Here is a 21,098-nt window from a genome sequence, read left to right on the forward strand (position 1 = left end):
CTAGGCCGTTGGGCGGCGCTTCAAGGTAGTGCGCCGGTCGTGATAGGCGATCGCCAGGCCGCTTGCCATGATCAAGGCGCTGCCCACCCATACCCAGAGGTCGGGTAGCTCGCCCCAGAACCACCAGCCGAGCAGCACTGCCCAGAGCATGGCGGTGTAATCGAACGGGGCGGCTATCGCCGCTGGCGCAAAGCGAAACGCCAGGGTAATGAACGCCGTCGCGCCCACGCCCAGTACGCCAGACGCCAAAAACCCCAGCCAGTGCCAGGGCAGCGGCGTCTGCCAGACCCAGGGCAAGGTCAGCCCCGTCACTATCAGGGGCACAGAGGTCATGTAGAACAGCATCGCCCAGAGGTGTTCACGGCCCCCGTAGCGGCGTGCGGTAATCATCATCAAGGCATAGAACAGCGCCGCCCCCACCAGCACCAGGGCGCCCAGTTGAAAGGCATCGCTATCAGGACGAACAATAATCAGCACCCCGACAAACCCTACCAGTGAGGCAATAAGCACCGGCGGTTCGATGCGCTCTCCCAACAACGGCACCGATAGCAGGGTGACAAACAGCGGCGCCACGAAGGCGATCGCCGTGGCCTCGGCCAGCGGCAAGAGCGTCAACCCCCATACGAAACAGACCATGGTGGCGGTATAGATCAAGCCGCGAAGCAGATGCACACCCGGGCGCCGAGTCCGCAACTTGCGCAAGCCGCCGGCAAAATGAGCAAGCAGGGCAATCAGCGGCAGCGAAACCAGCGCCCGAAAGAAGATGATCTGCAGTGGCGAATGCACCTCGCCCAACCACTTGGAGACGGCGTCCCCCAGGGCCAGGAACAGGACACCGGTACACATGCAGAGTATGCCTTTCAGCGACGTTGTCACCACGACCTCCCTTTCTTGCCTGGCTGAAATGTCTTAACTGGATAAAATTAATTTAAATTAAAACTAAAAAACCCCGCCAAAAGAACCTTTGGCGGGGTTTTTGGCACTTTTCCGCGCTACAGGCTGGCGTTGACGACCATGCAGTCCATTCCCCGCGAGCGAAGCTGTTCGCAGGCCTGGCGCGCCTGTTGCTCTTCCAGCGCCATCAGCCGGGCACGAAATATCGGGCTTTGCCCTACCGAGGTGTCTATCGCCACTTGGCCATCGAGGTCACGGGGCAGGTAGGTGGCGGCTTGACGTGCATAGCGCTGGGCTTGATCTTCCTGGCTGAAGGCGCCTACCTGGATCCCCCAGCCGCCTGCCGCACGTGCTGCCATGACCCGTTCGCGTTCGATAAAGGCCTGCAGGGGATCCTCCTCCTCCTGCTGCTGACGATCCGAGGCGGTGGGTGGTGCTTGAGAGGTCGGCTCTGACGGGGCAACTTCCGGTGTGTACTCAGCCATCACCGAGGATGCCAGCGTCGATGGTGGCGCGCTGGGCGCAGGAGTGGCGCTGGGTGTCTGGGCAAATGCCATGTATTCATCTGCAAAGTTAACATTGGCCACCCAGTTGGGTTGGTCACGAAGGCCAGCGCGAATAAAACTACGGTTGAGTAGGTTAGTCATGTGCTTATCACGAGATTGCGCCGTAAAGCCTCCCATGACGACAGCCATTAGCCGTCGATCACCCCGTTTAGCGGTGGTCAGAACATTAAACCCCGAAGCGCGAATAAACCCTGTTTTCAAGCCATCGGCACCCGGGTAGTCCCGTACCAACCGGTTATGGCTGGTGTGCCGGGTACCCCGATAGGTGAATTCCTGTAAGCCAAAATAATGGTAGTAATCAGGGAAATCCTGCATCACACGGACCGCAAGGGTGACCATATCCCGGGCGGTGGTAACCTGTCGGTCATCGGGGAGGCCCGAGGCATTGCGAAACGTTGTATTGCGCATCCCCAATTCCCGGGCCTTCGCTGTCATCAATTGTGCGAAGCGGTCTTCACTCCCGCCCAGCGCCTCGGCCATCACCACGGCGACATCATTTGCCGAGCGTACGGCTAACGCACGGATCGCTTCATCGACCAGGATCGAACTGCCAGACGACAGCCAAAGCTTGGATGCAGGCATCGACGCCGCTTGAGAAGACACGGGTAATGGTTCGTCGAGACGTAAACGTCCTTCCTCAAGCGCTTCAAAAGCCAGGTAGAGCGTCATGACCTTGGTCAGCGAAGCAGGATAGCGACGCGCATCTGCATTTTCCGCGTACAGCACCTCGCCTCCATCAAGATCAACCACCATGCCTGCATAGCGCGGATTCGACGCTTGAAGGGGCAGTGACATGACAATGAATAATATTCCTGTGATCAGCGATGCTGCCCTGATGGATGCGCCTCGCCAACATTGTCTCGCTCTCATACGTCCCCCTGACATTTTGTTTTATACCACTGCCATGATAACTGCCTTAACTTCAGGCTAATGCCCTGAGTATATACGTTGAACTGGTTAATCGGCACTATAAAAAAACCGACCCACAAGGGGTCGGTTTTGGTGTTGACCAGCTGCCACAGAAGCGAATTACTCTTCTGCAACGGCCTCTTCAACCACCGGGCGATCGACAAGCTCAACGTATGCCATGGGCGCATTGTCGCCGGTGCGGTAACCGCACTTGAGAATACGGACGTAACCGCCCGGACGCTCGGCGTAACGCGGACCCAACTCGTTGAACAGTTTGCCGACGGCTTCTTTCGAGCGCGTGCGGGCAAACGCCAGACGGCGGTTGGCAACGCTGTCCTGCTTAGACAAGGTAATCAGCGGCTCGATAACGCGACGCAACTCCTTGGCTTTGGGCAGGGTTGTCTTGATAACTTCATGTTCGACCAGCGAGACAGACATGTTCTTGAACATGGCCTGCCGATGCGAGCTGGTGCGATTCAGATGACGACCACTCTTACGATGACGCATGGTTGTAATTCCTTACCAAACTGGGACTCGAGTCGACACTCACGCGGAGGCCTTGTCGTCCTTCAGGCTAGCGGGTGGCCAATTTTCCAGCCGCATGCCGAGGGACAAGCCGCGCGCCGCCAATACATCCTTGATTTCATTCAAGGACTTTTTACCGAGGTTCGGGGTCTTCAACAGCTCAACTTCAGTGCGCTGAATCAGATCACCGATGTAATAAATATTCTCGGCTTTCAGGCAGTTCGCGCTGCGAACGGTCAACTCAAGATCGTCTACGGGGCGCAATAGAATTGGATCAACATGATCCTCTTCCTCTTCGACTTCCTGCTCTTTATCAGCTTCCAGGTCGACGAAGGCGGCCAGCTGCTCTTGCAGGATGGTCGCACTGCGGCGGATAGCCTCTTCCGGATCCAGAGTACCGTCGGTTTCCAGATCGATAATCAGCTTATCGAGGTCAGTACGCTGTTCGACACGAGCAGCTTCGACCGCGTAGGAAACTCGGCGGACAGGGCTGAAGGTGGCATCCAGCTGCAGGCGGCCAATGGCACGGGACTCTTCATCAGAGCCACGGGCGTCAGCCGGTTCGTAGCCACGACCCATTGCTACCTTAAGCTGAATCTTCAGCTCGGTACCTTCATTGACATGGGCAATGATATGGTCCGGGTTGACGATTTCGACGCTATGATCAAGCGCAATGTCGCCAGCGGTGACGACGGCTGGGCCCTGCTTGTTCAGCGAGAGCACCGCCTCATCGCGGCTGTGCATCTTGATCGCAACATCTTTCAAGTTCAGGAGGATTTCAATGACATCTTCCTGCACCCCTTCGAGAGCACTATATTCGTGCTCGACACCCGCAATTTCAGCCTCTACCACGGCACAGCCGGGCATGGACGAAAGCAGAATGCGACGCAGTGCATTCCCCAGGGTGTGACCAAAGCCGCGCTCGAACGGTTCGAGAACGATCTTGGCATGATGTGCGCTGATTTCTTCGACCTTGATGTCACGAGGACGGAGAAACTCTGTCACTGAACGCTGCATATGAACACCTTTCAGGCTGCCAAACGGATACTTGATACTCGGTACGGCTTGGTGCCGGTACTAAACCGGCACCAAGCCGACAAGAAACAGAAAACTGCTTACTTGGAGTAAAGCTCGACGATCAGGTTTTCGTTGATGTCGGCAGACAGGTCACCGCGTTCAGGCAGAGCCTTGAAAGTGCCTTCCATCTTCTTGGCGTCGGTTTCGATCCACGCCACATCACCACGGTTGGCCGCAATGGACAACGCGTTTTGAATGCGAGCCTGGTTCTTCGCCTTTTCGCGAATGGAAACAACGTCACCTGGCTTCACTTGGTAGGAAGCGACGTTGACGCTGCGACCGTTCACGCTAATCGCCTTGTGGCTGACCAGCTGACGCGCTTCAGAGCGAGTCGAGCCGAAGCCCATACGGTAGACGACGTTATCCAGTCGGGATTCGAGCAACTGCAACAATACTTCACCGGTCGCGCCTTTCTGGCGAGCGGCTTCTTTGTAGTAGTTACGGAACTGCTTTTCGAGTACGCCGTACATACGACGCACTTTTTGCTTCTCGCGAAGCTGCAAGCCGTAGTCTGAAAGACGTTGACGGCGCTGGCCGTGTACACCCGGAATCTGCTCGGATTTACACTTTTTCTCGAAGGGAGTCACGCCACTCTTCAAAAAGAGGTCGGTGCCTTCACGACGAGACAGTTTGCACTTCGGTCCAATATAACGAGCCATGAATCTGTCTCCTTAAACGCGGCGTTTCTTCGGCGGACGGCAGCCATTATGGGGGATGGGCGTCGCGTCGATAATGCTTTGCACGCGGAAGCCGGCGGCGTTCAGTGCGCGCACGGCGGATTCACGACCGGGACCTGGGCCTTTGACCAGCACGTCGACGTTTTTCACACCATACTCGGCTGCAGCAGTTGCTGCACGTTCACTTGCCACTTGAGCAGCGAACGGGGTGCTCTTGCGAGAACCACGAAAACCCGAACCACCGGCAGTCGCCCATGACAGAGCGTTGCCCTGGCGGTCTGTGATCGTCACGATCGTGTTGTTAAAAGAGGCGTGGATATGCGCAACGGCATCCACTACCTGCTTTTTAACCTTTTTACGGTTACTACGCGGGTTAGCCATGTTGATGTCTATTCCTGTCTTTACGCCAGAACGTGCGTGTTATTTGCGGATCGGCTTACGCGGGCCCTTACGGGTACGCGCGTTAGTCTTGGTCCGCTGACCACGCAGCGGAAGACTACGACGATGACGCAGACCACGGAAACAACCTAAGTCCATGAGACGCTTAATGTTAAGCGTGACATCACGGCGAAGGTCGCCCTCTACGGTGTACTTACCAACTTCAGAACGCAGGGTGTCGACTTCATCAGAAGACAGGTCCTGGATCTTGGCAGTCGGCGCGATACCGGCAGCAACACAGATGTGCTCTGCACGTGTACGGCCAATCCCGAAGATATAGGTCAGCGAGATCGCCGCATGCTTGTTGTCCGGGATATTGACGCCTGCAATACGGGCCATCAGCTTACTCCGAAATTTGAGCGGCTTGCTCGTTAATCATCTTTAAAAGGCGCAACAGCATACCCCCTTTTTACACCCGAAGGCAAGGGGTATGCCAGCACCCGCTTAATACAGACCAGGAAAATTAACCCTGGCGCTGCTTGTGCCGCGGTTCGATGCAGATGACGCGCACGGCGCCATTGCGACGAATGATCTTGCAGTTACGGCACATTTTCTTTACGGAAGCTCGAACTTTCATCGTTCTCTCCAATACGGACGGCATACGCCTTAGCGCATGATGCCGCCACTACCGTAGCCTTTCAGGTTGGACTTCTTCATCACTGAGTCATATTGATGCGACATGAGATGCGACTGCACCTGGGCCATGAAGTCCATGATGACCACCACCACAATCAAAAGCGAGGTACCGCCAAAGAAGAACGGCACGTTCCACGCTACGATCAGGAACTGGGGCATCAGGGAAACCGCAGTGATGTACAAGGCACCAAACAACGTTAATCGCGTCATGACCTTGTCAATATAGCGAGCGGTCTGCTCGCCAGGACGAATACCCGGCAGAAAAGCACCTGACTTTTTAAGATTGTCAGCTACATCCTTGGGGTTGAAGACCAGCGCTGTGTAAAAGAAGCAGAAGAATACCACTGCCGCCCCAAAAAGCAAGATGTAAAGCGGTTGGCCGGGGCCTAATGCCTGCGAGGCGCGCTGCAACCACTCCATGCCATCGCCTGCGCCTACCCATTGGCCGATCGAGGCCGGGAAGAGCAGGATACTGGAGGCGAAGATGGCCGGGATAACACCTGCCATATTCACTTTCAGTGGCAGGTAGCTACTTTGCCCTGCATACATCTTGTTGCCGACCTGGCGCCGCGGGTAGTTCACTTTAAGGCGGCGTTGACCGCGCTCGATGAACACCACGAACGCAACGGTCGCGATACCCAGTGCCGATAGCGCTAACAGTGGCAGTACGTTCCAGGCCCCTTCGTTGCGGGCCAGTTCAAACGCCTGACCTGCCGCGCTGGGCAGCCCGGCCACAATACCGGCAAAGATCAGCAACGAGATACCGTTGCCAATGCCTTTCTCGGTAATCTGCTCACCTAGCCACATCATGAATACCGCGCCCGATACGAATGTAATCACGGCGGTAAAATAGAAGCTGAAATCAGCAGTGTACGCGATACCCTGGCTCGCCAGACCGACAGACATACCGACAGCCTGAATAAACGCCAGCAGCACCGTGCCGTAGCGGGTGTACTGGCTAATCTTGCGGCGGCCGGCCTCGCCTTCCTTCTTGAGCTGTTCAAGATGGGGAGAGACCGCAGTCATCAGCTGCATGATAATCGACGCCGAAATATAGGGCATGATACCCAGGGCGAGGACGCTCATGCGCTCCAGCGCACCACCCGAGAACATGTTGAACATGCCCAGGATGGTGCCCTGTTGCTCCCTGAACAAGGCAGCAAGCTGGTCAGGATTGATACCGGGAACGGGAATGTGGGCACCGATACGGTACACCACGATGGCGAGGAGCACGAAGCGCAAACGCGCCCACAGTTCACTCAGACCGCTGCCCATCGCCGGCATGTTTCCTGACTTGGCCATTTAGTCCTCTACCTTGCCGCCAGCGGCTTCGATCGCTTCACGGGCACCCTTGGTGACCTTGATGCCGCGAACGGTAACCGCTTTTTTCAGTTCGCCAGAAAGGATGATCTTCGCGTGTAGCGTTGCATCCTTCAGCACGTTTGCCTGCTTCAGCGTCTCGAGGGTCACCTCTTCGCCAGCCACCTGGGCCAGCTCAGCCAGGCGAACCTCTTCCGAGACCATCGACTTGGCCGAGGTAAAACCAAACTTCGGCAGACGACGCTGCAACGGCATCTGACCGCCTTCGAAACCTGGCTTGACGCTGCCACCGCTGCGTGCCTTCTGGCCTTTGTGGCCTCGGCCACCGGTCTTGCCCAGACCGGAACCGATACCACGACCAACGCGCTTTGCAGCGTGTTTAGAGCCCGCTGCCGGGCTCAAGGTATTGAGTTTCATGGATTACTCTCCCTCAACGCGCACAAGGTAGTTCACCTTGTGGATCATGCCGCGTACGGCAGGGGTGTCTTCCAGCTCAACCGAATGACCGATGCGACGCAGTCCCAGGCCGTTGATAGTGGCCTTGTGACGGGGCTGAACGCCGATGGTGCTACGGATCTGGGTAACCTTGATCGTTGCTGCCATGGTGCCTTACCCCGTGATCGCTTCGACAGACAGGCCGCGTTTGGCGGCCACGTCATCCGGTGCTTGCATGGAAGCGAGACCTTTGACAGTCGCTCGCACCACGTTAACCGGGTTGGTGGAACCGTAGCACTTGGCCAGTACGTCATGGACACCAGCGAGCTCCAGTACAGAGCGCATGGCGCCACCGGCGATAATGCCGGTACCTTCAGAAGCCGGCTGCATGAATACCTTGGAAGCACCGTGACGGGCTTTAACCGGGTATTGCAGCGTATGGCCTGAAAGGTTGACCTTGACCATGTTGCGACGAGCTTGGTCCATGGCTTTCTGAATCGCGATCGGCACTTCACGCGCCTTGCCACGACCGAAACCAACACGACCTTTACCATCACCAACGACGGTCAGTGCGGTGAAGCCGAAAATACGACCACCCTTGACCACCTTGGCGACGCGGTTGACCTGCACAAGCTTTTCCTGCAGATCACCGCTTTGCTGTTCGTTCTTCGCCATCGTAAAAACCCTTTAGAATTCCAGGCCGCCTTCACGCGCGGCGTCGGCCAGAGCCTTGACGCGACCGTGATACTTAAAGCCAGCACGGTCGAAGGCCACCTGGGTGATGCCTGCTTCTTTAGCGCGTTCGGCAATCAGTTCGCCGACTTTCGTAGCGGCTTCTGAGTTGCCGGTCGCACCCTCGCGCAGTGCCTTGTCCAGCGTAGATGCGCTGGCCAGCACTTTGCCACCATCCGGCGAGATAATCTGCGCATAGATGTGACGCGGGGTACGGTTGACGCACAGGCGATACACGCCCAGCTCGCGGATCTTGGCGCGAGCGCGGCGGGCACGACGGAGACGAGATTCTTTCTTCGCGTTCATAACCCTGCCTTACTTCTTCTTGGCTTCTTTGCGACGCACCTGCTCGTCGGCGTACCGAACACCCTTGCCTTTATACGGCTCAGGGGGACGGAAGGCGCGGATTTCCGCGGCGCACTGACCGAGCTGCTGCTTGTCCGCGCTTTTCAGCACGACCACGGTGTTTTTCGGCGTTTCCGCTGATACACCTTCAGGCAGTTCGTAGTCGACCGGGTGCGAGAAGCCCAGTGAAAGATTGAGCGTCTGGCCCTTTACTTGGGCACGATAACCGACGCCAACAATTTCGAGGGTCCGTGTAAACCCCTCGGATACGCCCGTCACCAGGTTCTGGACCAGGGCGCGGGTAGTACCGGCCATTGCCCAGCTCTTGGCAGATTCACTCGGGGCGAAGGTCAGCTGGCCATCTTCTTGAGCCACTACCACGTCGTGGTGAATGGTCATTGACAGCGTGCCTTGGCCGCCCTTGGCGGTCAGCTGGTCGGCATCGATTTTAATCTCAACGCCGGCAGGCACTTTAACCGGATATTTCGCTATGCGGGACATTCCAGCCTCCTAGAATACGGTGCAGATGACTTCGCCACCAACACCCGCCTGGCGAGCGGCACGATCGGTCATCACCCCATTGGAGGTGGTCACGATCGCAATACCCAGACCATCGGCGACCTTAGGCAGGTTGTCCTTGCCCATGTAACGGCGCAAAGACGGCTTGGAAACCCGCTGGATATGGTCGATAACCGGCTTGCCCTCAAAGTACTTGAGGGTCACGGTTAATTCGGGCTTGGTGCTTTCAGCCACCGTGAAATCGGTGATATAGCCCTCTTCTTTCAGCACGCGGGCCACTTCCACTTTCAACTTGGAAGACGGCATGGAAACCGTCTCCTTGGTGGCCATCTGCGCATTGCGGATACGGGTAAACATATCCGCCAGAGTGTCTTGCATGCTCATTTAATGTGCGCTCCTGATGATTCTACGTGGCGTTACCAGCTGGACTTTTTCAGACCAGGAACGTCGCCACGCATGGCGGCTTCACGCAGCTTGTTACGGCCGAGGCCGAACTTGTTGTAAAAACCGTGCGGACGGCCTGTGACGCGGCAGCGGTTACGCTGGCGTACCGGGCTCGAATCGCGCGGCAGTTGCTGCAGCTTCAGCGTCGCCTCGAAGCGATCTTCCTCAGAAGCGTTCACATCTACGATGATTGCCTTGAGCTCAGCGCGCTTGGCCGCGTACTTCTCGACCAATTTGGTGCGCTTGAGCTCACGCTCTACCATGCTTTTTTTAGCCATGATCCAACCCTTATTTCTTGAACGGGAAGTTCAGCGCGGATAATAGCGCGCGACCTTCCTCGTCGGTGTTGGCGGTAGTGGTGATAGTGACGTCCAACCCACGGATTCGATCGATCTTATCATACTCGATCTCCGGGAAGATGATCTGCTCACGCACACCCATGGAGTAGTTGCCGCGACCGTCGAAGGACTTCGGGTTGAGACCACGGAAGTCACGCACGCGAGGAATCGCGATGTAGACCAGACGGTCCAAGAAGTCCCACATACGCTCGGCGCGCAGTGTTACCTTGATCCCGATGGGCCAACCTTCGCGCACCTTGAAGCCCGCGATGGACTTGCGTGCCTTGGTCACCAGCGGCTTTTGACCGGACAACATCTCCAGGTCGCCGATGGCATTGTCGATCAGCTTTTTATCGCTGACCGCATCGCCGATGCCCATATTAAGCGTCACTTTCGTGATGCGGGGCACCTGCATTACGTTGGCGTAGCTGAACTGCTCTTTGAGCTGTGCTACGACCTCGTTTTGATAACGTTCTTTCAAGTTCGCCATTTTGCTACCCGACTCGCGTTAGGCGTCGATCTGCGTCTGCGTCGACTTGTAGATACGTACCTTGGTACCGTCTTCCTTCACTTGGAAGCCGACGCGATCCGCCTTACCGGTCTCCGAATTGAAGATGGCTACGTTGGACGCGTGAATCGGAGCCTCACGCTCGACGATACCGCCCTGATTTCCCGCCATGGGATTTGGCTTGGTGTGACGCTTGATCATGTTCACACCGGACACCAAGAAGCGGTTTTCTAGTACCCGCTTAACAGTGCCACGCTTGCCCTTATCCTTCCCGGCGATGACGATGACTTCATCGTCACGTTTGATTTTTTGCATATCCGCCTCGCTCCTTACAGCACTTCAGGCGCTAAGGAAATGATCTTCATGAACTTCTCGTTACGAAGCTCACGAGTGACCGGCCCGAAAATACGAGTACCGACTGGCTGTTCGTTGGTGTTATTCAACAAAACCGCCGCATTTCCATCGAAACGGATCAGCGAACCGTCGTTACGACGGACGCCACTACGGGTCCGGACCACGACCGCTTTCATGACCTGGCCTTTCTTGACCTTGCCACGCGGAATGGCTTCCTTCACCGTTACCTTGATGATGTCACCAATGCGAGCGTAGCGACGGTGTGAACCGCCCAACACCTTGATGCACTGCACCCGGCGCGCTCCGCTGTTGTCGGCGACATCCAGCATTGTCTGAGTCTGAATCATCGGTTTTCTCCAAACCTAATCTGACTGCACTGGTTGAACAGGTGCATGGGTTACCCCTTGGCCTGCTCAACCACCTCGATTAGCGCCCAGGCTTTCTTCTTGGAAAGCGGACGGCACTCCTCAATGGAAACCGTATCGCCTGCCTTAGCCTGGTTCGCCTCGTCATGGGCGTGCAGCTTGGTGGAGCGCTTAACGTATTTTCCGTAGATCGGGTGACGCTCACGACGCTCGATCATTACGACGATGGACTTGTCCATCTTGTCGCTCACCACCTTGCCGGTGAGCGTACGTGCTTTTTTCTCTTGGGCCATCTCAGTCACCTGCCTTCTCGTTGAGCACAGTCTTCACACGGGCAATATCCCGACGGACCTGCTTGAGCAGATGAGTCTGGCTCAGTTGGCCGGTGGCCTTCTGCATGCGCAGGTTGAACTGCTCGCGGAGGAGTTCGAGGAGCTGCTCATGGAGCTCTCCTGCGGACTTTTCACGAATTTCCTGGGCTTTCATCACATCACCGTCCGTTTCGCAAAGGTGGTGGATATGGGCATTTTCTGTGCGGCAAGCTCGAATGCTTCACGAGCGAGCTCTTCAGGCACACCTTCGATTTCATACAGGACCCGACCCGGTTGGATCTGGGCTACCCAGTATTCGACGGAGCCTTTACCTTTACCCATACGAACTTCGAGCGGCTTCTTGGAAATCGGCTTATCAGGGAAGACGCGGATCCAGATTTTACCGCCACGCTTAACGTGACGTGTGATCGCACGACGGCCGGCTTCGATCTGGCGCGCAGTAACGCGGCCACGACCGGTAGCTTTCAGGCCGTACTCCCCGAAGCTGATCTTGCTTCCGCGATGCGCCAAGCCACGGTTGCGGCCTTTCTGCATCTTGCGGAATTTCATACGCTTGGGCTGTAACATCGACTCGCTCTCCCCTTACCTGGAACCTTTCTTCTTGGGCGCGTTGCCGGAAGGCTGCTGTTGCTTCGCCTTGGCACGAACTTCCTCGATACCGCCGAGGATTTCACCCTTGAAGATCCACACTTTGACGCCGATAACGCCATAGGTGGTGTGAGCTTCGTAAGTGGCGTAGTCGATGTCCGCACGCAGTGTATGCAACGGAACACGACCTTCGCGGTACCATTCGGTACGTGCGATTTCAGCACCACCCAGACGACCTGACAGCTGAATCTTGATGCCGCCAGCGCCAAGACGCATGGCGTTTTGCACCGCGCGCTTCATGGCACGACGGAACATCACGCGACGCTCAAGCTGGCCCGCTACGTTAGCAGCGACGAGCTTGGCATCCAGCTCCGGCTTGCGAACTTCTTCGATGTTCACGTGAACAGGAACACCCATCAACTCGGTAAGATCGCGACGCAGACGGTCGACATCTTCACCTTTTTTACCAATCACGATACCCGGACGGGCAGTGTGGATGGTGATGCGGGCGTTGTTCGCCGGACGCTCGATGTGAATACGGCTAACGGAGGCGTTTTTGAGACGCTGCTCCAGGAAGCTTCGCACTTCGAGATCGTTATTGAGCTTATCGGCATATGCGCCGCGCTCGGCATACCAGACAGAAGCATGGTCTTTGACGATGCCCAGTCGAATGCCTGTTGGATTGACTTTCTGACCCATCGGTCGACTCCTACTTCTCGGCTACCTTGACGGTGATGTGGCAGGTGCGCTTCAAGATACGATCCGCCCGCCCCTTGGCGCGCGGCTTGATACGCTTGAGCGTCATGCCCTCATCGACGCAGATGGTCGAGACACGCAGCTCGTCAATATCCATGCCGTTATTTTCTTCCGCGTTTGCAATGGCGGACTGAAGCACTTTCTTGACCAGTTGGGCAGCCTTCTTCGGTGAGAAGGTCAGCAGGTCGAGTGCCTCGGCGACAGGTTTACCGCGCACCTGATCAGCCACCAAACGGGCCTTCTGGGCGGATAATCCGGCGCCACGCAGCTTAGCTGTGACTTCCATCTCTCAATCCTCTTTGGCTTACCGTTTGGCTTTCTTGTCCGCCACGTGCCCGCGATAAGTGCGAGTGGCAGCGAATTCGCCTAGCTTGTGACCAACCATTTCCTCGGAGACGTGCACCGGGACGTGTTGGCGACCATTATGGACTGCGATGGTCAGACCCACCATGTTTGGCAGGATCATCGAACGACGCGACCAGGTCTTGATCGGTTTGCGATCGTTCTTTTCCACTGCAGCCTCTACCTTCTTCAAAAGATGAAGGTCAATGAAAGGACCTTTCTTTAGTGAACGTGGCACAGCCGTTACCTCTTAATGTCTTGGCAATTTAGATCAGCTACGAGCCTTGCGGCGACGTACGATCAGCTTGTCGGTGCGCTTGTTCTTACGCGTCTTATAACCCTTGGTCGGCACACCCCATGGAGTGACCGGGTTACGACCACCACTGGTGCGGCCTTCACCACCACCGTGCGGGTGATCCACCGGGTTCATTGCGACACCGCGAACAGTCGGACGCACACCTCTCCAGCGCTTCGCACCGGCCTTGCCAAGTTGACGCAGGCTGTGCTCGGAGTTGCTCACTTCGCCCAGGGTCGCACGGCACTCAGCCAGGACCTTGCGCATTTCGCCGGAACGAAGACGCAGGGTGGCGTAGTTGCCTTCACGCGCAACCAGCTGAGCGCCAGTACCGGCACTGCGAGCAATCTGCGCGCCTTTACCCGGCTTCAGCTCGATACCGTGAACGGTCGAACCCAGCGGGATGTTGCGCAGCGGCAAGGCATTACCTTTCTTGATGGGCGCGTTAACACCAGATTCCAGCACGTCACCCGCGCTGACACCTTTCGGTGCGATGATGTAACGACGCTCGCCATCGGCGTATTTCAGCAGCGCAATGTGCGCACTGCGGTTCGGGTCGTGCTCCAGGCGCTCAACGGTGGCAGGAATGCCATCCTTGGTGCGCTTGAAGTCGATCAACCGATAGTGATGACGGTGACCACCGCCCACGTGGCGGGTGGTGATGCGACCGTAGTTATTACGGCCACCGGACTTGGACTGCTTTTCCAAAAGCGGTGCATAAGCACGGCCCTTGTACAGTTCCTCGCCAACGATCTTGACGACGTGGCGACGACCGGCGGATGTGGGTTTGGTCTTGACGATTGCCATTATCCGTACTCCTGCCCTTATTCGGCGCCAGAGAAGTCTTCGAGCGTTTCACCCGCAGCGAGGGTTACATACGCTTTACGGTAACCCTTACGCAAGCCAACGCCGTTTGCAGTACGCTTGGTTTTGCCTTTCACGTTCAGTACCTGAACGCTACCGACCTTCTTGCCGAACAGAACTTCTACGGCCTTCTTGATCTCGGGCTTGGTAGCATCGGTCGCCACCTTAAAAACGTACTGGTTGCGCTCGGCAGCCATCGCGGCCTTCTCGGTCACGTGCGGTCCAAGCAGAACCTTGAATACGCGTTCCTGGTTCATGCCAGCTTCTCCTCGAATTTACGCAGGGCGGAGACGGTGACCAGGACCTTATCAAAGGCAACCAGGCTCACCGGGTCAGCGGCCGCAACATCCACCACATCAACGTGAGGAAGGTTGCGTGCGGCTAGATAGAGCTTTTCGTCAACGTCTTCGGTGACGATCAACACTTTTTCAAGGTTGAGCTCTTTCAGCTTGGCAGCGACCTGCTTGGTTTTCGGCGCTTCAACGTTGAACTCTTCAACCACGACCAGGCGCTCTTGACGTACCAGCTCTGACAAGATGGAGCGCATGGCGGCGCGATACATCTTGCGGTTCACCTTCTGGGTGTAGTCTTGCGGACGCGCCGCGAAGGTGACACCGCCGCTACGCCAGATTGGCGAACGGATGGTACCGGCACGAGCACGGCCAGTCCCTTTCTGACGCCACGGCTTTTTACCACCACCGCGTACATCGGAACGGTTCTTTTGAGCGCGGGTGCCCTGACGACCACCAGCCAAATAGGCAGTGACAACCTGGTGAACCAGCGCTTCGTTGAATTCTTTGCCAAAGGTGGCGTCGGCTACTTCAACGGTACCCGCGCCTGCAGCAAGATTCAGATTCATTGGTAATTATCCCCTTCAGCCTGCTTTAACGGCGCTGCGAACGATAACGTCACTGCCGGTTGCACCCGGCACGGCGCCCTTGATCAGCAGCAGGTTACGCTCGGCGTCGACACGGACGATCTCTAGGCTCTGCACGGTGCAACGGGCGTTACCCATCTGACCGGCCATCTTTTTGCCTTTGAAAACGCGACCCGGGGTCTGACACATACCGATAGAACCCGGCGCACGATGCGACAGCGAGTTACCATGGCTGTTGTCTTGGGTACGGAAGTTCCAGCGCTTAACGGCACCCTGGAAACCTTTACCCTTGGAGGTACCGGTCACATCGATCATCTGACCAGCTTCGAAGAGGGATACGGTGAGTTCGCCGCCGACTTCAGGAGCTTCTTCGCCGTCTTCCAGACGAAACTCCATCAGTGAACGACCAGCCTCAACACCCGCTTTAGCAAATTGACCCGCCTGGGCTTTGCTGAGGTGTTTGGCCTTGCGAGAGCCGGTTGTTACCTGAACCGCCGCGTAACCGTCAGATTCGACAGATTTGACGCGTGTAACACGGTTAGGATCAACCTCAATAACGGTTACGGGCACGGATGCACCGTCTTCGGTAAAGACACGAGTCATCCCGGCCTTTTTACCGACTAAACCGATAGTCATTCTCAGTTCTCCTATAGTGTACGGGGCTATCACCCGCTATGGCTGCCCTTTCCAGAGCATTCCACTAGCACATTGTGTAGCGCCTCACGGCGCGGCGGCTGCTGCTCAATGTCAATACGTAATGAGCGCTGGGCCGCAAGTGTCTAGTGTGGTTAGTCGAGCTTGATTTGCACGTCTACGCCAGCGGCGAGATCGAGTTTCATCAGCGCATCAACGGTTTTCTCGGTCGGCTCGACGATATCGAGCACACGCTTGTGCGTACGAATCTCATACTGGTCGCGCGCGTCCTTGTTGACGTGCGGCGAGATCAGAATGGTGTAGCGCTCGCGGTTGGTTGGCAGCGGAATCGGACCACGAACCTGAGCACCAGTGCGCTTAGCGGTTTCAACAATCTCCGCTGTGGACTGATCGATCAGGCGATGGTCGAATGCTTTCAACCGAATGCGAATCTTTTGGTTCTGCATTTGCCCTAAACTCCAATGGATGTCGACGGCGCGAGCCGTCTACCCACGCATTCAAAGGATGCGCATTATAGGCACGCCAAAAGCCCATGTCAAACATTTGCTAGAGGTGCGCAGAAAAGGGGGCTCGATCGAGCCCCCTTTCACATTCAGCGGATCTACTTACTGAATGATTTTGGCCACAACGCCCGCGCCGACGGTACGGCCGCCTTCACGAATCGCGAAGCGCAGACCGTCATCCATGGCGATCGGAGCGATCAGGGTGACAACCATTTTCACGTTGTCGCCCGGCATGACCATCTCAACGCCTTCCGGCAGTTCACAGGTACCGGTGACATCGGTGGTACGGAAGTAGAACTGCGGACGATAGCCCTTGAAGAAAGGCGTGTGACGACCGCCTTCTTCTTTGGACAGTACGTAGACTTCTGCTTCGAAAACGGTGTGCGGCGTGATGGTACCGGTTTTCGCCAGAACCTGACCACGCTCAACGTCATCACGCTTGGTACCACGCAGCAGGGCGCCAACGTTCTCACCTGCACGACCTTCGTCGAGCAGCTTGCGGAACATCTCTACGCCGGTAACGACCGTCTTGGTCGTGTCGCGCATACCCACGATTTCGACTTCTTCGCCTGCCTTGATGACACCACGCTCTACACGACCGGTAACAACGGTACCGCGGCCAGAGATAGAGAAGACGTCTTCGATCGGCATCAGGAACGGCTGATCGATGGCACGCTCAGGCTCCGGAATGTAGTCATCCAGCGCCTTGATCAGGTTGGCAACGGCGGTGGTACCCATGCCGTTGTCGTCCTTGCCTTCAAGGGCCATCAGTGCAGAGCCAGTGATGATCGGTGTGTCGTCACCCGGGAAGTCGTACTGGTCGAGAAGTTCACGAACTTCCATTTCAACCAGCTCGAGCAGCTCTTCGTCATCGACCATGTCCGCCTTGTTCAGGAACACGACGATGAACGGAACGCCAACCTGACGAGACAGCAGGATGTGCTCACGCGTCTGCGGCATCGGGCCGTCGGCGGCAGAACATACCAGGATTGCGCCGTCCATCTGCGCAGCACCGGTGATCATGTTCTTGACGTAGTCGGCGTGCCCCGGGCAGTCAACGTGCGCGTAGTGACGCGTCTCGGACTGGTATTCCACGTGAGACGTCGCGATGGTGATACCGCGCTCACGCTCTTCCGGCGCGTTATCGATAGCGTCGAACTCACTCCAGTCACCACCGAATACTTCAGCGGAAACGCGGGTCAAGGCCGCAGTCAGAGTCGTTTTACCGTGGTCGACGTGACCAATGGTGCCGACGTTGATATGCGGTTTGGAACGTTCAAATTTTTCCTTAGCCACTGCTATAACCTCTTTACGTTAGCTAACGGTTAACCGTTTTGGTTGATGACGGCTTCAACGACGCTGGAGGGCGCCTCCTCGTACTTCGCGAACTCCATAGAGTAGCTCGCACGGCCCTGGGTTTGCGAGCGGAGATCGGTTGCGTAACCGAACATCTCACCCAGCGGCACCGTTGCACGAATGATTTTACCAGAAGAAGAATCATCCATGCCCTGGACCAGGCCGCGACGACGGTTCAGGTCGCCCATGACGTCACCCATAAACTCTTCGGGGGTCACGACTTCGACCTTCATCACCGGCTCCAGCAGCACGGCCTTGGCTTTCCTGGCACCTTCTTTCACTGCCATAGAAGAAGCAATCTTGAACGCAGTCTCGTTGGAGTCCACGTCGTGATAGGAGCCATCAAACAGCGTCACTTTAACGTCAATCATCGGGTAACCCGCAATGACGCCATTTTTCAGCTGTTCATATGCCCCTTTCTCTACTGCCGGGATGTATTCCTTGGGAACCACACCACCGACGATTTCCGAGTTGAACTTGAAGAAGATTTCATCATCCCCTTCACCCTTCTCCTCGTAGGTCAACGGCTCGATACGCATGATAACGTGACCGTATTGACCACGACCGCCAGACTGGCGTACGAACTTGCCTTCCTGCTCGACGCTGCCGCGAATCGTTTCACGGTAGGCCACCTGCGGCTTACCGATATTGGCTTCAACCTTGAACTCGCGACGCATGCGGTCGACAAGAATATCGAGGTGAAGCTCGCCCATTCCCGAAATGATCGTCTGACCAGTCTCTTCGTCGGTTTTTACCTGGAAGGACGGGTCTTCCTGGGCCAGTTTGCCCAGCGCAACACCCATCTTCTCCTGGTCAGCCTTGGATTTCGGCTCAACCGCTACCGAGATAACCGGGTCGGGGAATTCCATACGCTCAAGCACGATCTTGTGATTGATATCACACAGGGTATCCCCGGTCGTGACGTCTTTCAGACCGATACAGGCCGCGATATCGCCGGCGCGTACTTCCTTGATCTCTTCACGCGAATTCGAGTGCATCTGAACGATACGTCCAACGCGCTCTTTCTTGCTCTTGACCGAGTTGTAGACGCCGTCACCGGAATTCAGCACACCCGAATAGACGCGGATAAACGTCAGGGTGCCGACAAAGGGGTCGGTGGCAATCTTGAACGCCAGCGCAGCAAACGGCTGATTGTCGTCGGCTTCACGGGTATCGATGGTACCGTCTTTATCGTCAAGCTCACCTTCGATGGCCTTGACTTCGGTCGGCGACGGCATGTACTCGATGACGCAGTCCAGTACCGCTTGAACACCCTTGTTCTTGAAGGCGGACCCACAGGTGATGAGGACGATTTCGTTAGCCAGGGTACGCGCACGCAGACCGGCCTTGATCTCTTCAGTGGTCAGCTCACCACCTTCGAGATACTTTTCCATCAACTCATCAGAACCTTCTGCCGCGGCTTCGATCATCTGCTCGCGGTAGGTTTCTGCCGTTTCGACCAGCTCTTCGGGAATATCAACCAGGTCATAATTCATGCCCAGGTTCTCTTCGTCCCAAAGGATACCCTTCATCTGGATCAGGTCGATGACGCCCTTGAAGTTCTCTTCCGTGCCCCAGTTGATCTGGATCGGCACGGCATTGGCACCCAGGCGCTCTTTCAACTGGTCGACGACCATGAAGAAGTCGGCGCCGGTCCGGTCCATCTTGTTGACGAAGACCATGCGCGGCACTTCGTACTTGTTGGCCTGGCGCCATACGGTTTCGGTCTGCGGCTGAACGCCGGAGGAACCGCACAGCACGACAACCGCGCCGTCAAGTACGCGCAGAGAACGCTCGACTTCGATCGTGAAGTCAACGTGCCCCGGGGTATCGATGATGTTGATGCGGTGCTCAGGGAACTGCTTGTTCATGCCCTGCCAGAAACAGGTGGTTGCAGCTGAGGTGATGGTAATACCACGCTCCTGCTCCTGCTCCATCCAGTCCATGGTCGCCGCACCGTCGTGCACCTCACCCACTTTGTGGGAAAGGCCGGTGTAGAACAGTACACGCTCAGTCGTCGTGGTTTTACCCGCGTCGACGTGAGCGACGATACCGATATTACGGTAACGATTTAGTGGAGTCTTGCGTGCCACGGTGGAACTCCCGTTTGTTGGCGATGCTCGTGAATCTGGTGTCGCGTTTTTTGCTTATGCCACCGCCGCCATCGATCACGATAGCGGCGGTGTGTTGCGAACTGGCGCCCAATTGTCTCGACACAGCGCAATACAGCAAAAAAACAACCCCAGAAAACGCCGAATTTAAAAACGCTGATATTAAAAGCGCCGATCTTAAAAACGCTGATCTTAAAAACGGTAGTGCGAGAAGGCCTTGTTGGCTTCTGCCATACGATGCACGTCTTCGCGCTTCTTGACGGCAGAACCTTTGCCTTCAGCGGCATCCAGCATTTCGCCTGCAAGACGCTGAACCATCGTTTTCTCACCGCGACGACGCGCCGCGTCAACCAGCCAGCGCATAGCAAGCGCCTGACGACGTGACGGACGAACTTCAACCGGCACCTGATACGTCGCACCACCGACACGGCGCGACTTCACCTCGACCATGGGCTGGATAGCTTCCAGCGCCTTGTCGAAGATTTCCAGCGGCTCTTCTTTACTACGCTCGGCAACCTTGTCCAACGCACCATAAACAATGCGCTCAGCTATGGACTTCTTGCCGCTGAACATCAGGTGGTTCATGAACTTCGCCAGGCGCTCACTTCCGAACTTGGGATCCGGCAGGATTTCGCGCTTAGCTACAACTCTTCTTCTAGGCATGATAAGCCCTCAATTTAAGGATCCTTCAGGTAAACTCGGAACTCGCACAAACAAATCGCTCAGTGCCGCCCGACCTTACTCTTATCAGACCATCATATGCGTGATAAACATCTCGTACGGACGCCGCTTACGCGACCCAGCACCGACTTAAGACTTCGGACGCTTGGTACCGTACTTGGAACGACCCTGCTTACGATTCTGTACGCCAGAGGTGTCAAGGGCACCGCGCACGGTGTGATAACGCACACCGGGCAAGTCCTTCACACGACCGCCGCGAATCAGCACAACAGAGTGCTCCTGGAGGTTGTGACCTTCACCACCGATATAGGAAGCCACTTCGAAACCGTTGGTAAGGCGCACACGGCAGACCTTACGCAGGGCCGAGTTGGGCTTCTTCGGGGTGGTGGTGTAAACGCGCGTACATACGCCGCGCTTTTGCGGACAAGCCTGAAGCGCGGGCACGTCACTCTTGGTGACGGGGCGCTTACGCGGCTTGCGCACTAGCTGATTAATCGTTGCCATGGTGTTTAGCTGACTCCAATGGTTGCCTGGCCTTCCAGCGGCTGCGGGCGTACCCACCCCACTGTTAAAGGCTGCGCATTCTAAAGGCTGACCCTAGCCGACGTCAAGTCCTGCCGGTCGTTAAACCGGCAGGACCGTGATGTCAAAGGGTCA

The 21,098-nt window shown here is 56.5% G+C and carries 34 protein-coding genes; all 34 read right to left on the minus strand.

Features of this window, described 5'->3' with window-relative positions; translation table 11 throughout:
* A complete protein-coding gene (locus BMX75_RS08955; protein WP_234346788.1) occupies positions 1-876 on the minus strand; it encodes a DMT family transporter in 876 nt (291 codons plus the stop codon).
* Between the two features lie 116 nt (positions 877-992).
* Positions 993-2,255 (minus strand): D-alanyl-D-alanine carboxypeptidase, encoded by a 1,263-nt coding sequence (locus BMX75_RS08960; protein WP_245748462.1) that lies wholly within the window; start codon positions 2,253-2,255, stop codon positions 993-995.
* 234 nt (positions 2,256-2,489) lie between these two features.
* A complete protein-coding gene (gene rplQ / locus BMX75_RS08965) occupies positions 2,490-2,876 on the minus strand; it encodes a 50S ribosomal protein L17 (protein ID WP_066318522.1) in 387 nt (128 codons plus the stop codon).
* A 39-nt stretch (positions 2,877-2,915) separates the two neighbouring features.
* The gene (locus BMX75_RS08970) at positions 2,916-3,911 is read right to left on the minus strand and encodes a DNA-directed RNA polymerase subunit alpha (RefSeq protein WP_066318524.1); all 996 of its coding nucleotides are present in this window, start codon (positions 3,909-3,911) and stop codon (positions 2,916-2,918) included.
* Between the two features lie 98 nt (positions 3,912-4,009).
* Positions 4,010-4,630: a 30S ribosomal protein S4 gene (gene rpsD / locus BMX75_RS08975; RefSeq protein WP_066318527.1), complete on the minus strand. Its 621-nt coding sequence runs from the start codon at positions 4,628-4,630 to the stop codon at positions 4,010-4,012.
* Between the two features lie 12 nt (positions 4,631-4,642).
* Positions 4,643-5,029 carry a 30S ribosomal protein S11 gene (rpsK, locus tag BMX75_RS08980; RefSeq protein WP_027337525.1) on the minus strand — a complete coding sequence of 129 codons (387 nt, stop codon included), beginning with the start codon at positions 5,027-5,029 and terminating at the stop codon, positions 4,643-4,645.
* Between the two features lie 39 nt (positions 5,030-5,068).
* Complete coding sequence (gene rpsM, locus BMX75_RS08985; RefSeq protein WP_066318529.1) at positions 5,069-5,425, minus strand: 30S ribosomal protein S13; 357 nt, start codon at positions 5,423-5,425, stop codon at positions 5,069-5,071.
* Between the two features lie 124 nt (positions 5,426-5,549).
* Positions 5,550-5,663: a 50S ribosomal protein L36 gene (gene rpmJ, locus BMX75_RS08990; protein WP_009099023.1), complete on the minus strand. Its 114-nt coding sequence runs from the start codon at positions 5,661-5,663 to the stop codon at positions 5,550-5,552.
* A 29-nt stretch (positions 5,664-5,692) separates the two neighbouring features.
* Positions 5,693-7,024, minus strand: a complete 1,332-nt coding sequence (gene secY, locus BMX75_RS08995; protein WP_066318532.1) for a preprotein translocase subunit SecY — start codon at positions 7,022-7,024, stop codon at positions 5,693-5,695.
* Positions 7,025-7,459: a 50S ribosomal protein L15 gene (gene rplO, locus BMX75_RS09000; RefSeq protein ID WP_066318535.1), complete on the minus strand. Its 435-nt coding sequence runs from the start codon at positions 7,457-7,459 to the stop codon at positions 7,025-7,027.
* A 3-nt stretch (positions 7,460-7,462) separates the two neighbouring features.
* Positions 7,463-7,645 (minus strand): 50S ribosomal protein L30, encoded by a 183-nt coding sequence (rpmD, locus tag BMX75_RS09005; protein WP_066318538.1) that lies wholly within the window; start codon positions 7,643-7,645, stop codon positions 7,463-7,465.
* A gap of 6 nt (positions 7,646-7,651) precedes the next feature.
* Positions 7,652-8,152: a 30S ribosomal protein S5 gene (rpsE, locus tag BMX75_RS09010; protein WP_066318541.1), complete on the minus strand. Its 501-nt coding sequence runs from the start codon at positions 8,150-8,152 to the stop codon at positions 7,652-7,654.
* Positions 8,153-8,164: 12 nt separating this feature from the next.
* Positions 8,165-8,515 carry a 50S ribosomal protein L18 gene (gene rplR / locus BMX75_RS09015; RefSeq protein WP_066318549.1) on the minus strand — a complete coding sequence of 117 codons (351 nt, stop codon included), beginning with the start codon at positions 8,513-8,515 and terminating at the stop codon, positions 8,165-8,167.
* 9 nt (positions 8,516-8,524) lie between these two features.
* A complete protein-coding gene (gene rplF / locus BMX75_RS09020) occupies positions 8,525-9,055 on the minus strand; it encodes a 50S ribosomal protein L6 (RefSeq protein ID WP_066318551.1) in 531 nt (176 codons plus the stop codon).
* A 9-nt stretch (positions 9,056-9,064) separates the two neighbouring features.
* Positions 9,065-9,457 (minus strand): 30S ribosomal protein S8, encoded by a 393-nt coding sequence (gene rpsH, locus BMX75_RS09025; protein ID WP_066318553.1) that lies wholly within the window; start codon positions 9,455-9,457, stop codon positions 9,065-9,067.
* Positions 9,458-9,489: 32 nt separating this feature from the next.
* Positions 9,490-9,795, minus strand: a complete 306-nt coding sequence (gene rpsN, locus BMX75_RS09030) for a 30S ribosomal protein S14 (RefSeq protein WP_066318556.1) — start codon at positions 9,793-9,795, stop codon at positions 9,490-9,492.
* Between the two features lie 10 nt (positions 9,796-9,805).
* Positions 9,806-10,345: a 50S ribosomal protein L5 gene (rplE, locus tag BMX75_RS09035; RefSeq protein WP_066318557.1), complete on the minus strand. Its 540-nt coding sequence runs from the start codon at positions 10,343-10,345 to the stop codon at positions 9,806-9,808.
* Positions 10,346-10,363: 18 nt separating this feature from the next.
* A complete protein-coding gene (gene rplX, locus BMX75_RS09040; protein WP_007111996.1) occupies positions 10,364-10,678 on the minus strand; it encodes a 50S ribosomal protein L24 in 315 nt (104 codons plus the stop codon).
* 14 nt (positions 10,679-10,692) lie between these two features.
* The gene (rplN, locus tag BMX75_RS09045) at positions 10,693-11,064 is read right to left on the minus strand and encodes a 50S ribosomal protein L14 (RefSeq protein WP_066318559.1); all 372 of its coding nucleotides are present in this window, start codon (positions 11,062-11,064) and stop codon (positions 10,693-10,695) included.
* 50 nt (positions 11,065-11,114) lie between these two features.
* On the minus strand, positions 11,115-11,375 hold the full coding sequence (gene rpsQ / locus BMX75_RS09050; RefSeq protein ID WP_092827265.1) for a 30S ribosomal protein S17: 261 nt from the start codon (positions 11,373-11,375) through the stop codon (positions 11,115-11,117).
* Position 11,376: 1 nt separating this feature from the next.
* Complete coding sequence (gene rpmC, locus BMX75_RS09055) at positions 11,377-11,568, minus strand: 50S ribosomal protein L29 (RefSeq protein WP_066318563.1); 192 nt, start codon at positions 11,566-11,568, stop codon at positions 11,377-11,379.
* Complete coding sequence (rplP, locus tag BMX75_RS09060; protein WP_066318565.1) at positions 11,568-11,981, minus strand: 50S ribosomal protein L16; 414 nt, start codon at positions 11,979-11,981, stop codon at positions 11,568-11,570. Before rplP ends, rpmC begins: the two co-directional genes overlap by 1 nt.
* A gap of 15 nt (positions 11,982-11,996) precedes the next feature.
* The gene (gene rpsC / locus BMX75_RS09065) at positions 11,997-12,701 is read right to left on the minus strand and encodes a 30S ribosomal protein S3 (protein WP_066318566.1); all 705 of its coding nucleotides are present in this window, start codon (positions 12,699-12,701) and stop codon (positions 11,997-11,999) included.
* A gap of 10 nt (positions 12,702-12,711) precedes the next feature.
* Positions 12,712-13,044 carry a 50S ribosomal protein L22 gene (gene rplV, locus BMX75_RS09070; protein ID WP_027337512.1) on the minus strand — a complete coding sequence of 111 codons (333 nt, stop codon included), beginning with the start codon at positions 13,042-13,044 and terminating at the stop codon, positions 12,712-12,714.
* A gap of 18 nt (positions 13,045-13,062) precedes the next feature.
* Positions 13,063-13,338: a 30S ribosomal protein S19 gene (gene rpsS, locus BMX75_RS09075; protein ID WP_027337511.1), complete on the minus strand. Its 276-nt coding sequence runs from the start codon at positions 13,336-13,338 to the stop codon at positions 13,063-13,065.
* A gap of 33 nt (positions 13,339-13,371) precedes the next feature.
* On the minus strand, positions 13,372-14,202 hold the full coding sequence (gene rplB, locus BMX75_RS09080) for a 50S ribosomal protein L2 (RefSeq protein ID WP_066318572.1): 831 nt from the start codon (positions 14,200-14,202) through the stop codon (positions 13,372-13,374).
* A 17-nt stretch (positions 14,203-14,219) separates the two neighbouring features.
* Entirely contained in the window at positions 14,220-14,516 is a 297-nt protein-coding gene (gene rplW / locus BMX75_RS09085) for a 50S ribosomal protein L23 (RefSeq protein WP_066318574.1), read from the minus strand.
* Positions 14,513-15,118 (minus strand): 50S ribosomal protein L4, encoded by a 606-nt coding sequence (gene rplD, locus BMX75_RS09090; RefSeq protein ID WP_066318576.1) that lies wholly within the window; start codon positions 15,116-15,118, stop codon positions 14,513-14,515. The genes rplW and rplD overlap by 4 nt, the downstream gene beginning before the upstream one ends.
* A gap of 15 nt (positions 15,119-15,133) precedes the next feature.
* Positions 15,134-15,772: a 50S ribosomal protein L3 gene (rplC, locus tag BMX75_RS09095; protein ID WP_066318578.1), complete on the minus strand. Its 639-nt coding sequence runs from the start codon at positions 15,770-15,772 to the stop codon at positions 15,134-15,136.
* Between the two features lie 152 nt (positions 15,773-15,924).
* The gene (gene rpsJ / locus BMX75_RS09100) at positions 15,925-16,236 is read right to left on the minus strand and encodes a 30S ribosomal protein S10 (protein ID WP_009098983.1); all 312 of its coding nucleotides are present in this window, start codon (positions 16,234-16,236) and stop codon (positions 15,925-15,927) included.
* Positions 16,237-16,395: 159 nt separating this feature from the next.
* Positions 16,396-17,589: an elongation factor Tu gene (gene tuf, locus BMX75_RS09105; RefSeq protein ID WP_066318581.1), complete on the minus strand. Its 1,194-nt coding sequence runs from the start codon at positions 17,587-17,589 to the stop codon at positions 16,396-16,398.
* 29 nt (positions 17,590-17,618) lie between these two features.
* A complete protein-coding gene (fusA, locus tag BMX75_RS09110; RefSeq protein WP_066318583.1) occupies positions 17,619-19,742 on the minus strand; it encodes an elongation factor G in 2,124 nt (707 codons plus the stop codon).
* Positions 19,743-19,952: 210 nt separating this feature from the next.
* A complete protein-coding gene (rpsG, locus tag BMX75_RS09115) occupies positions 19,953-20,423 on the minus strand; it encodes a 30S ribosomal protein S7 (protein WP_027337504.1) in 471 nt (156 codons plus the stop codon).
* 147 nt (positions 20,424-20,570) lie between these two features.
* On the minus strand, positions 20,571-20,945 hold the full coding sequence (rpsL, locus tag BMX75_RS09120; protein WP_066318585.1) for a 30S ribosomal protein S12: 375 nt from the start codon (positions 20,943-20,945) through the stop codon (positions 20,571-20,573).
* Positions 20,946-21,098 lie beyond the last annotated feature (153 nt).

The organism is Vreelandella subterranea (genome assembly GCF_900111305.1).
Lineage (GTDB): Bacteria > Pseudomonadota > Gammaproteobacteria > Pseudomonadales > Halomonadaceae > Vreelandella > Vreelandella subterranea.

What these genes read in the sequence shown, in the direction of transcription:
- secY (WP_066318532.1), bottom strand. Translation starts at nt 7,024, where the DNA reads ATGGCCAAGTCAGGAAACATGCCGGCGATGGGCAGCGGTCTGAGTGAA.
- rplV (WP_027337512.1), bottom strand. Translation starts at nt 13,044, where the DNA reads ATGGAAGTCACAGCTAAGCTGCGTGGCGCCGGATTATCCGCCCAGAAG.
- rplF (WP_066318551.1), bottom strand. Translation starts at nt 9,055, where the DNA reads ATGTCCCGCATAGCGAAATATCCGGTTAAAGTGCCTGCCGGCGTTGAG.
- rplQ (WP_066318522.1), bottom strand. Translation starts at nt 2,876, where the DNA reads ATGCGTCATCGTAAGAGTGGTCGTCATCTGAATCGCACCAGCTCGCAT.
- rpmJ (WP_009099023.1), bottom strand. Translation starts at nt 5,663, where the DNA reads ATGAAAGTTCGAGCTTCCGTAAAGAAAATGTGCCGTAACTGCAAGATC.
- BMX75_RS08960 (WP_245748462.1), bottom strand. Translation starts at nt 2,255, where the DNA reads ATGTCACTGCCCCTTCAAGCGTCGAATCCGCGCTATGCAGGCATGGTG.
- rpsJ (WP_009098983.1), bottom strand. Translation starts at nt 16,236, where the DNA reads ATGCAGAACCAAAAGATTCGCATTCGGTTGAAAGCATTCGACCATCGC.
- BMX75_RS08970 (WP_066318524.1), bottom strand. Translation starts at nt 3,911, where the DNA reads ATGCAGCGTTCAGTGACAGAGTTTCTCCGTCCTCGTGACATCAAGGTC.
- rpsH (WP_066318553.1), bottom strand. Translation starts at nt 9,457, where the DNA reads ATGAGCATGCAAGACACTCTGGCGGATATGTTTACCCGTATCCGCAAT.
- rplB (WP_066318572.1), bottom strand. Translation starts at nt 14,202, where the DNA reads ATGGCAATCGTCAAGACCAAACCCACATCCGCCGGTCGTCGCCACGTC.
- rpsM (WP_066318529.1), bottom strand. Translation starts at nt 5,425, where the DNA reads ATGGCCCGTATTGCAGGCGTCAATATCCCGGACAACAAGCATGCGGCG.
- rplD (WP_066318576.1), bottom strand. Translation starts at nt 15,118, where the DNA reads ATGAATCTGAATCTTGCTGCAGGCGCGGGTACCGTTGAAGTAGCCGAC.
- rpsE (WP_066318541.1), bottom strand. Translation starts at nt 8,152, where the DNA reads ATGGCGAAGAACGAACAGCAAAGCGGTGATCTGCAGGAAAAGCTTGTG.
- rpsN (WP_066318556.1), bottom strand. Translation starts at nt 9,795, where the DNA reads ATGGCTAAAAAAAGCATGGTAGAGCGTGAGCTCAAGCGCACCAAATTG.
- rpsG (WP_027337504.1), bottom strand. Translation starts at nt 20,423, where the DNA reads ATGCCTAGAAGAAGAGTTGTAGCTAAGCGCGAAATCCTGCCGGATCCC.
- rplW (WP_066318574.1), bottom strand. Translation starts at nt 14,516, where the DNA reads ATGAACCAGGAACGCGTATTCAAGGTTCTGCTTGGACCGCACGTGACC.
- rpmD (WP_066318538.1), bottom strand. Translation starts at nt 7,645, where the DNA reads ATGGCAGCAACGATCAAGGTTACCCAGATCCGTAGCACCATCGGCGTT.
- rpsK (WP_027337525.1), bottom strand. Translation starts at nt 5,029, where the DNA reads ATGGCTAACCCGCGTAGTAACCGTAAAAAGGTTAAAAAGCAGGTAGTG.
- rplP (WP_066318565.1), bottom strand. Translation starts at nt 11,981, where the DNA reads ATGTTACAGCCCAAGCGTATGAAATTCCGCAAGATGCAGAAAGGCCGC.
- rplE (WP_066318557.1), bottom strand. Translation starts at nt 10,345, where the DNA reads ATGGCGAACTTGAAAGAACGTTATCAAAACGAGGTCGTAGCACAGCTC.
- rplC (WP_066318578.1), bottom strand. Translation starts at nt 15,772, where the DNA reads ATGACTATCGGTTTAGTCGGTAAAAAGGCCGGGATGACTCGTGTCTTT.
- rplO (WP_066318535.1), bottom strand. Translation starts at nt 7,459, where the DNA reads ATGAAACTCAATACCTTGAGCCCGGCAGCGGGCTCTAAACACGCTGCA.
- rplX (WP_007111996.1), bottom strand. Translation starts at nt 10,678, where the DNA reads ATGCAAAAAATCAAACGTGACGATGAAGTCATCGTCATCGCCGGGAAG.
- rpmC (WP_066318563.1), bottom strand. Translation starts at nt 11,568, where the DNA reads ATGAAAGCCCAGGAAATTCGTGAAAAGTCCGCAGGAGAGCTCCATGAG.
- rplR (WP_066318549.1), bottom strand. Translation starts at nt 8,515, where the DNA reads ATGAACGCGAAGAAAGAATCTCGTCTCCGTCGTGCCCGCCGCGCTCGC.
- rplN (WP_066318559.1), bottom strand. Translation starts at nt 11,064, where the DNA reads ATGATTCAGACTCAGACAATGCTGGATGTCGCCGACAACAGCGGAGCG.
- rpsD (WP_066318527.1), bottom strand. Translation starts at nt 4,630, where the DNA reads ATGGCTCGTTATATTGGACCGAAGTGCAAACTGTCTCGTCGTGAAGGC.
- rpsQ (WP_092827265.1), bottom strand. Translation starts at nt 11,375, where the DNA reads ATGGCCCAAGAGAAAAAAGCACGTACGCTCACCGGCAAGGTGGTGAGC.
- rpsL (WP_066318585.1), bottom strand. Translation starts at nt 20,945, where the DNA reads ATGGCAACGATTAATCAGCTAGTGCGCAAGCCGCGTAAGCGCCCCGTC.
- rpsC (WP_066318566.1), bottom strand. Translation starts at nt 12,701, where the DNA reads ATGGGTCAGAAAGTCAATCCAACAGGCATTCGACTGGGCATCGTCAAA.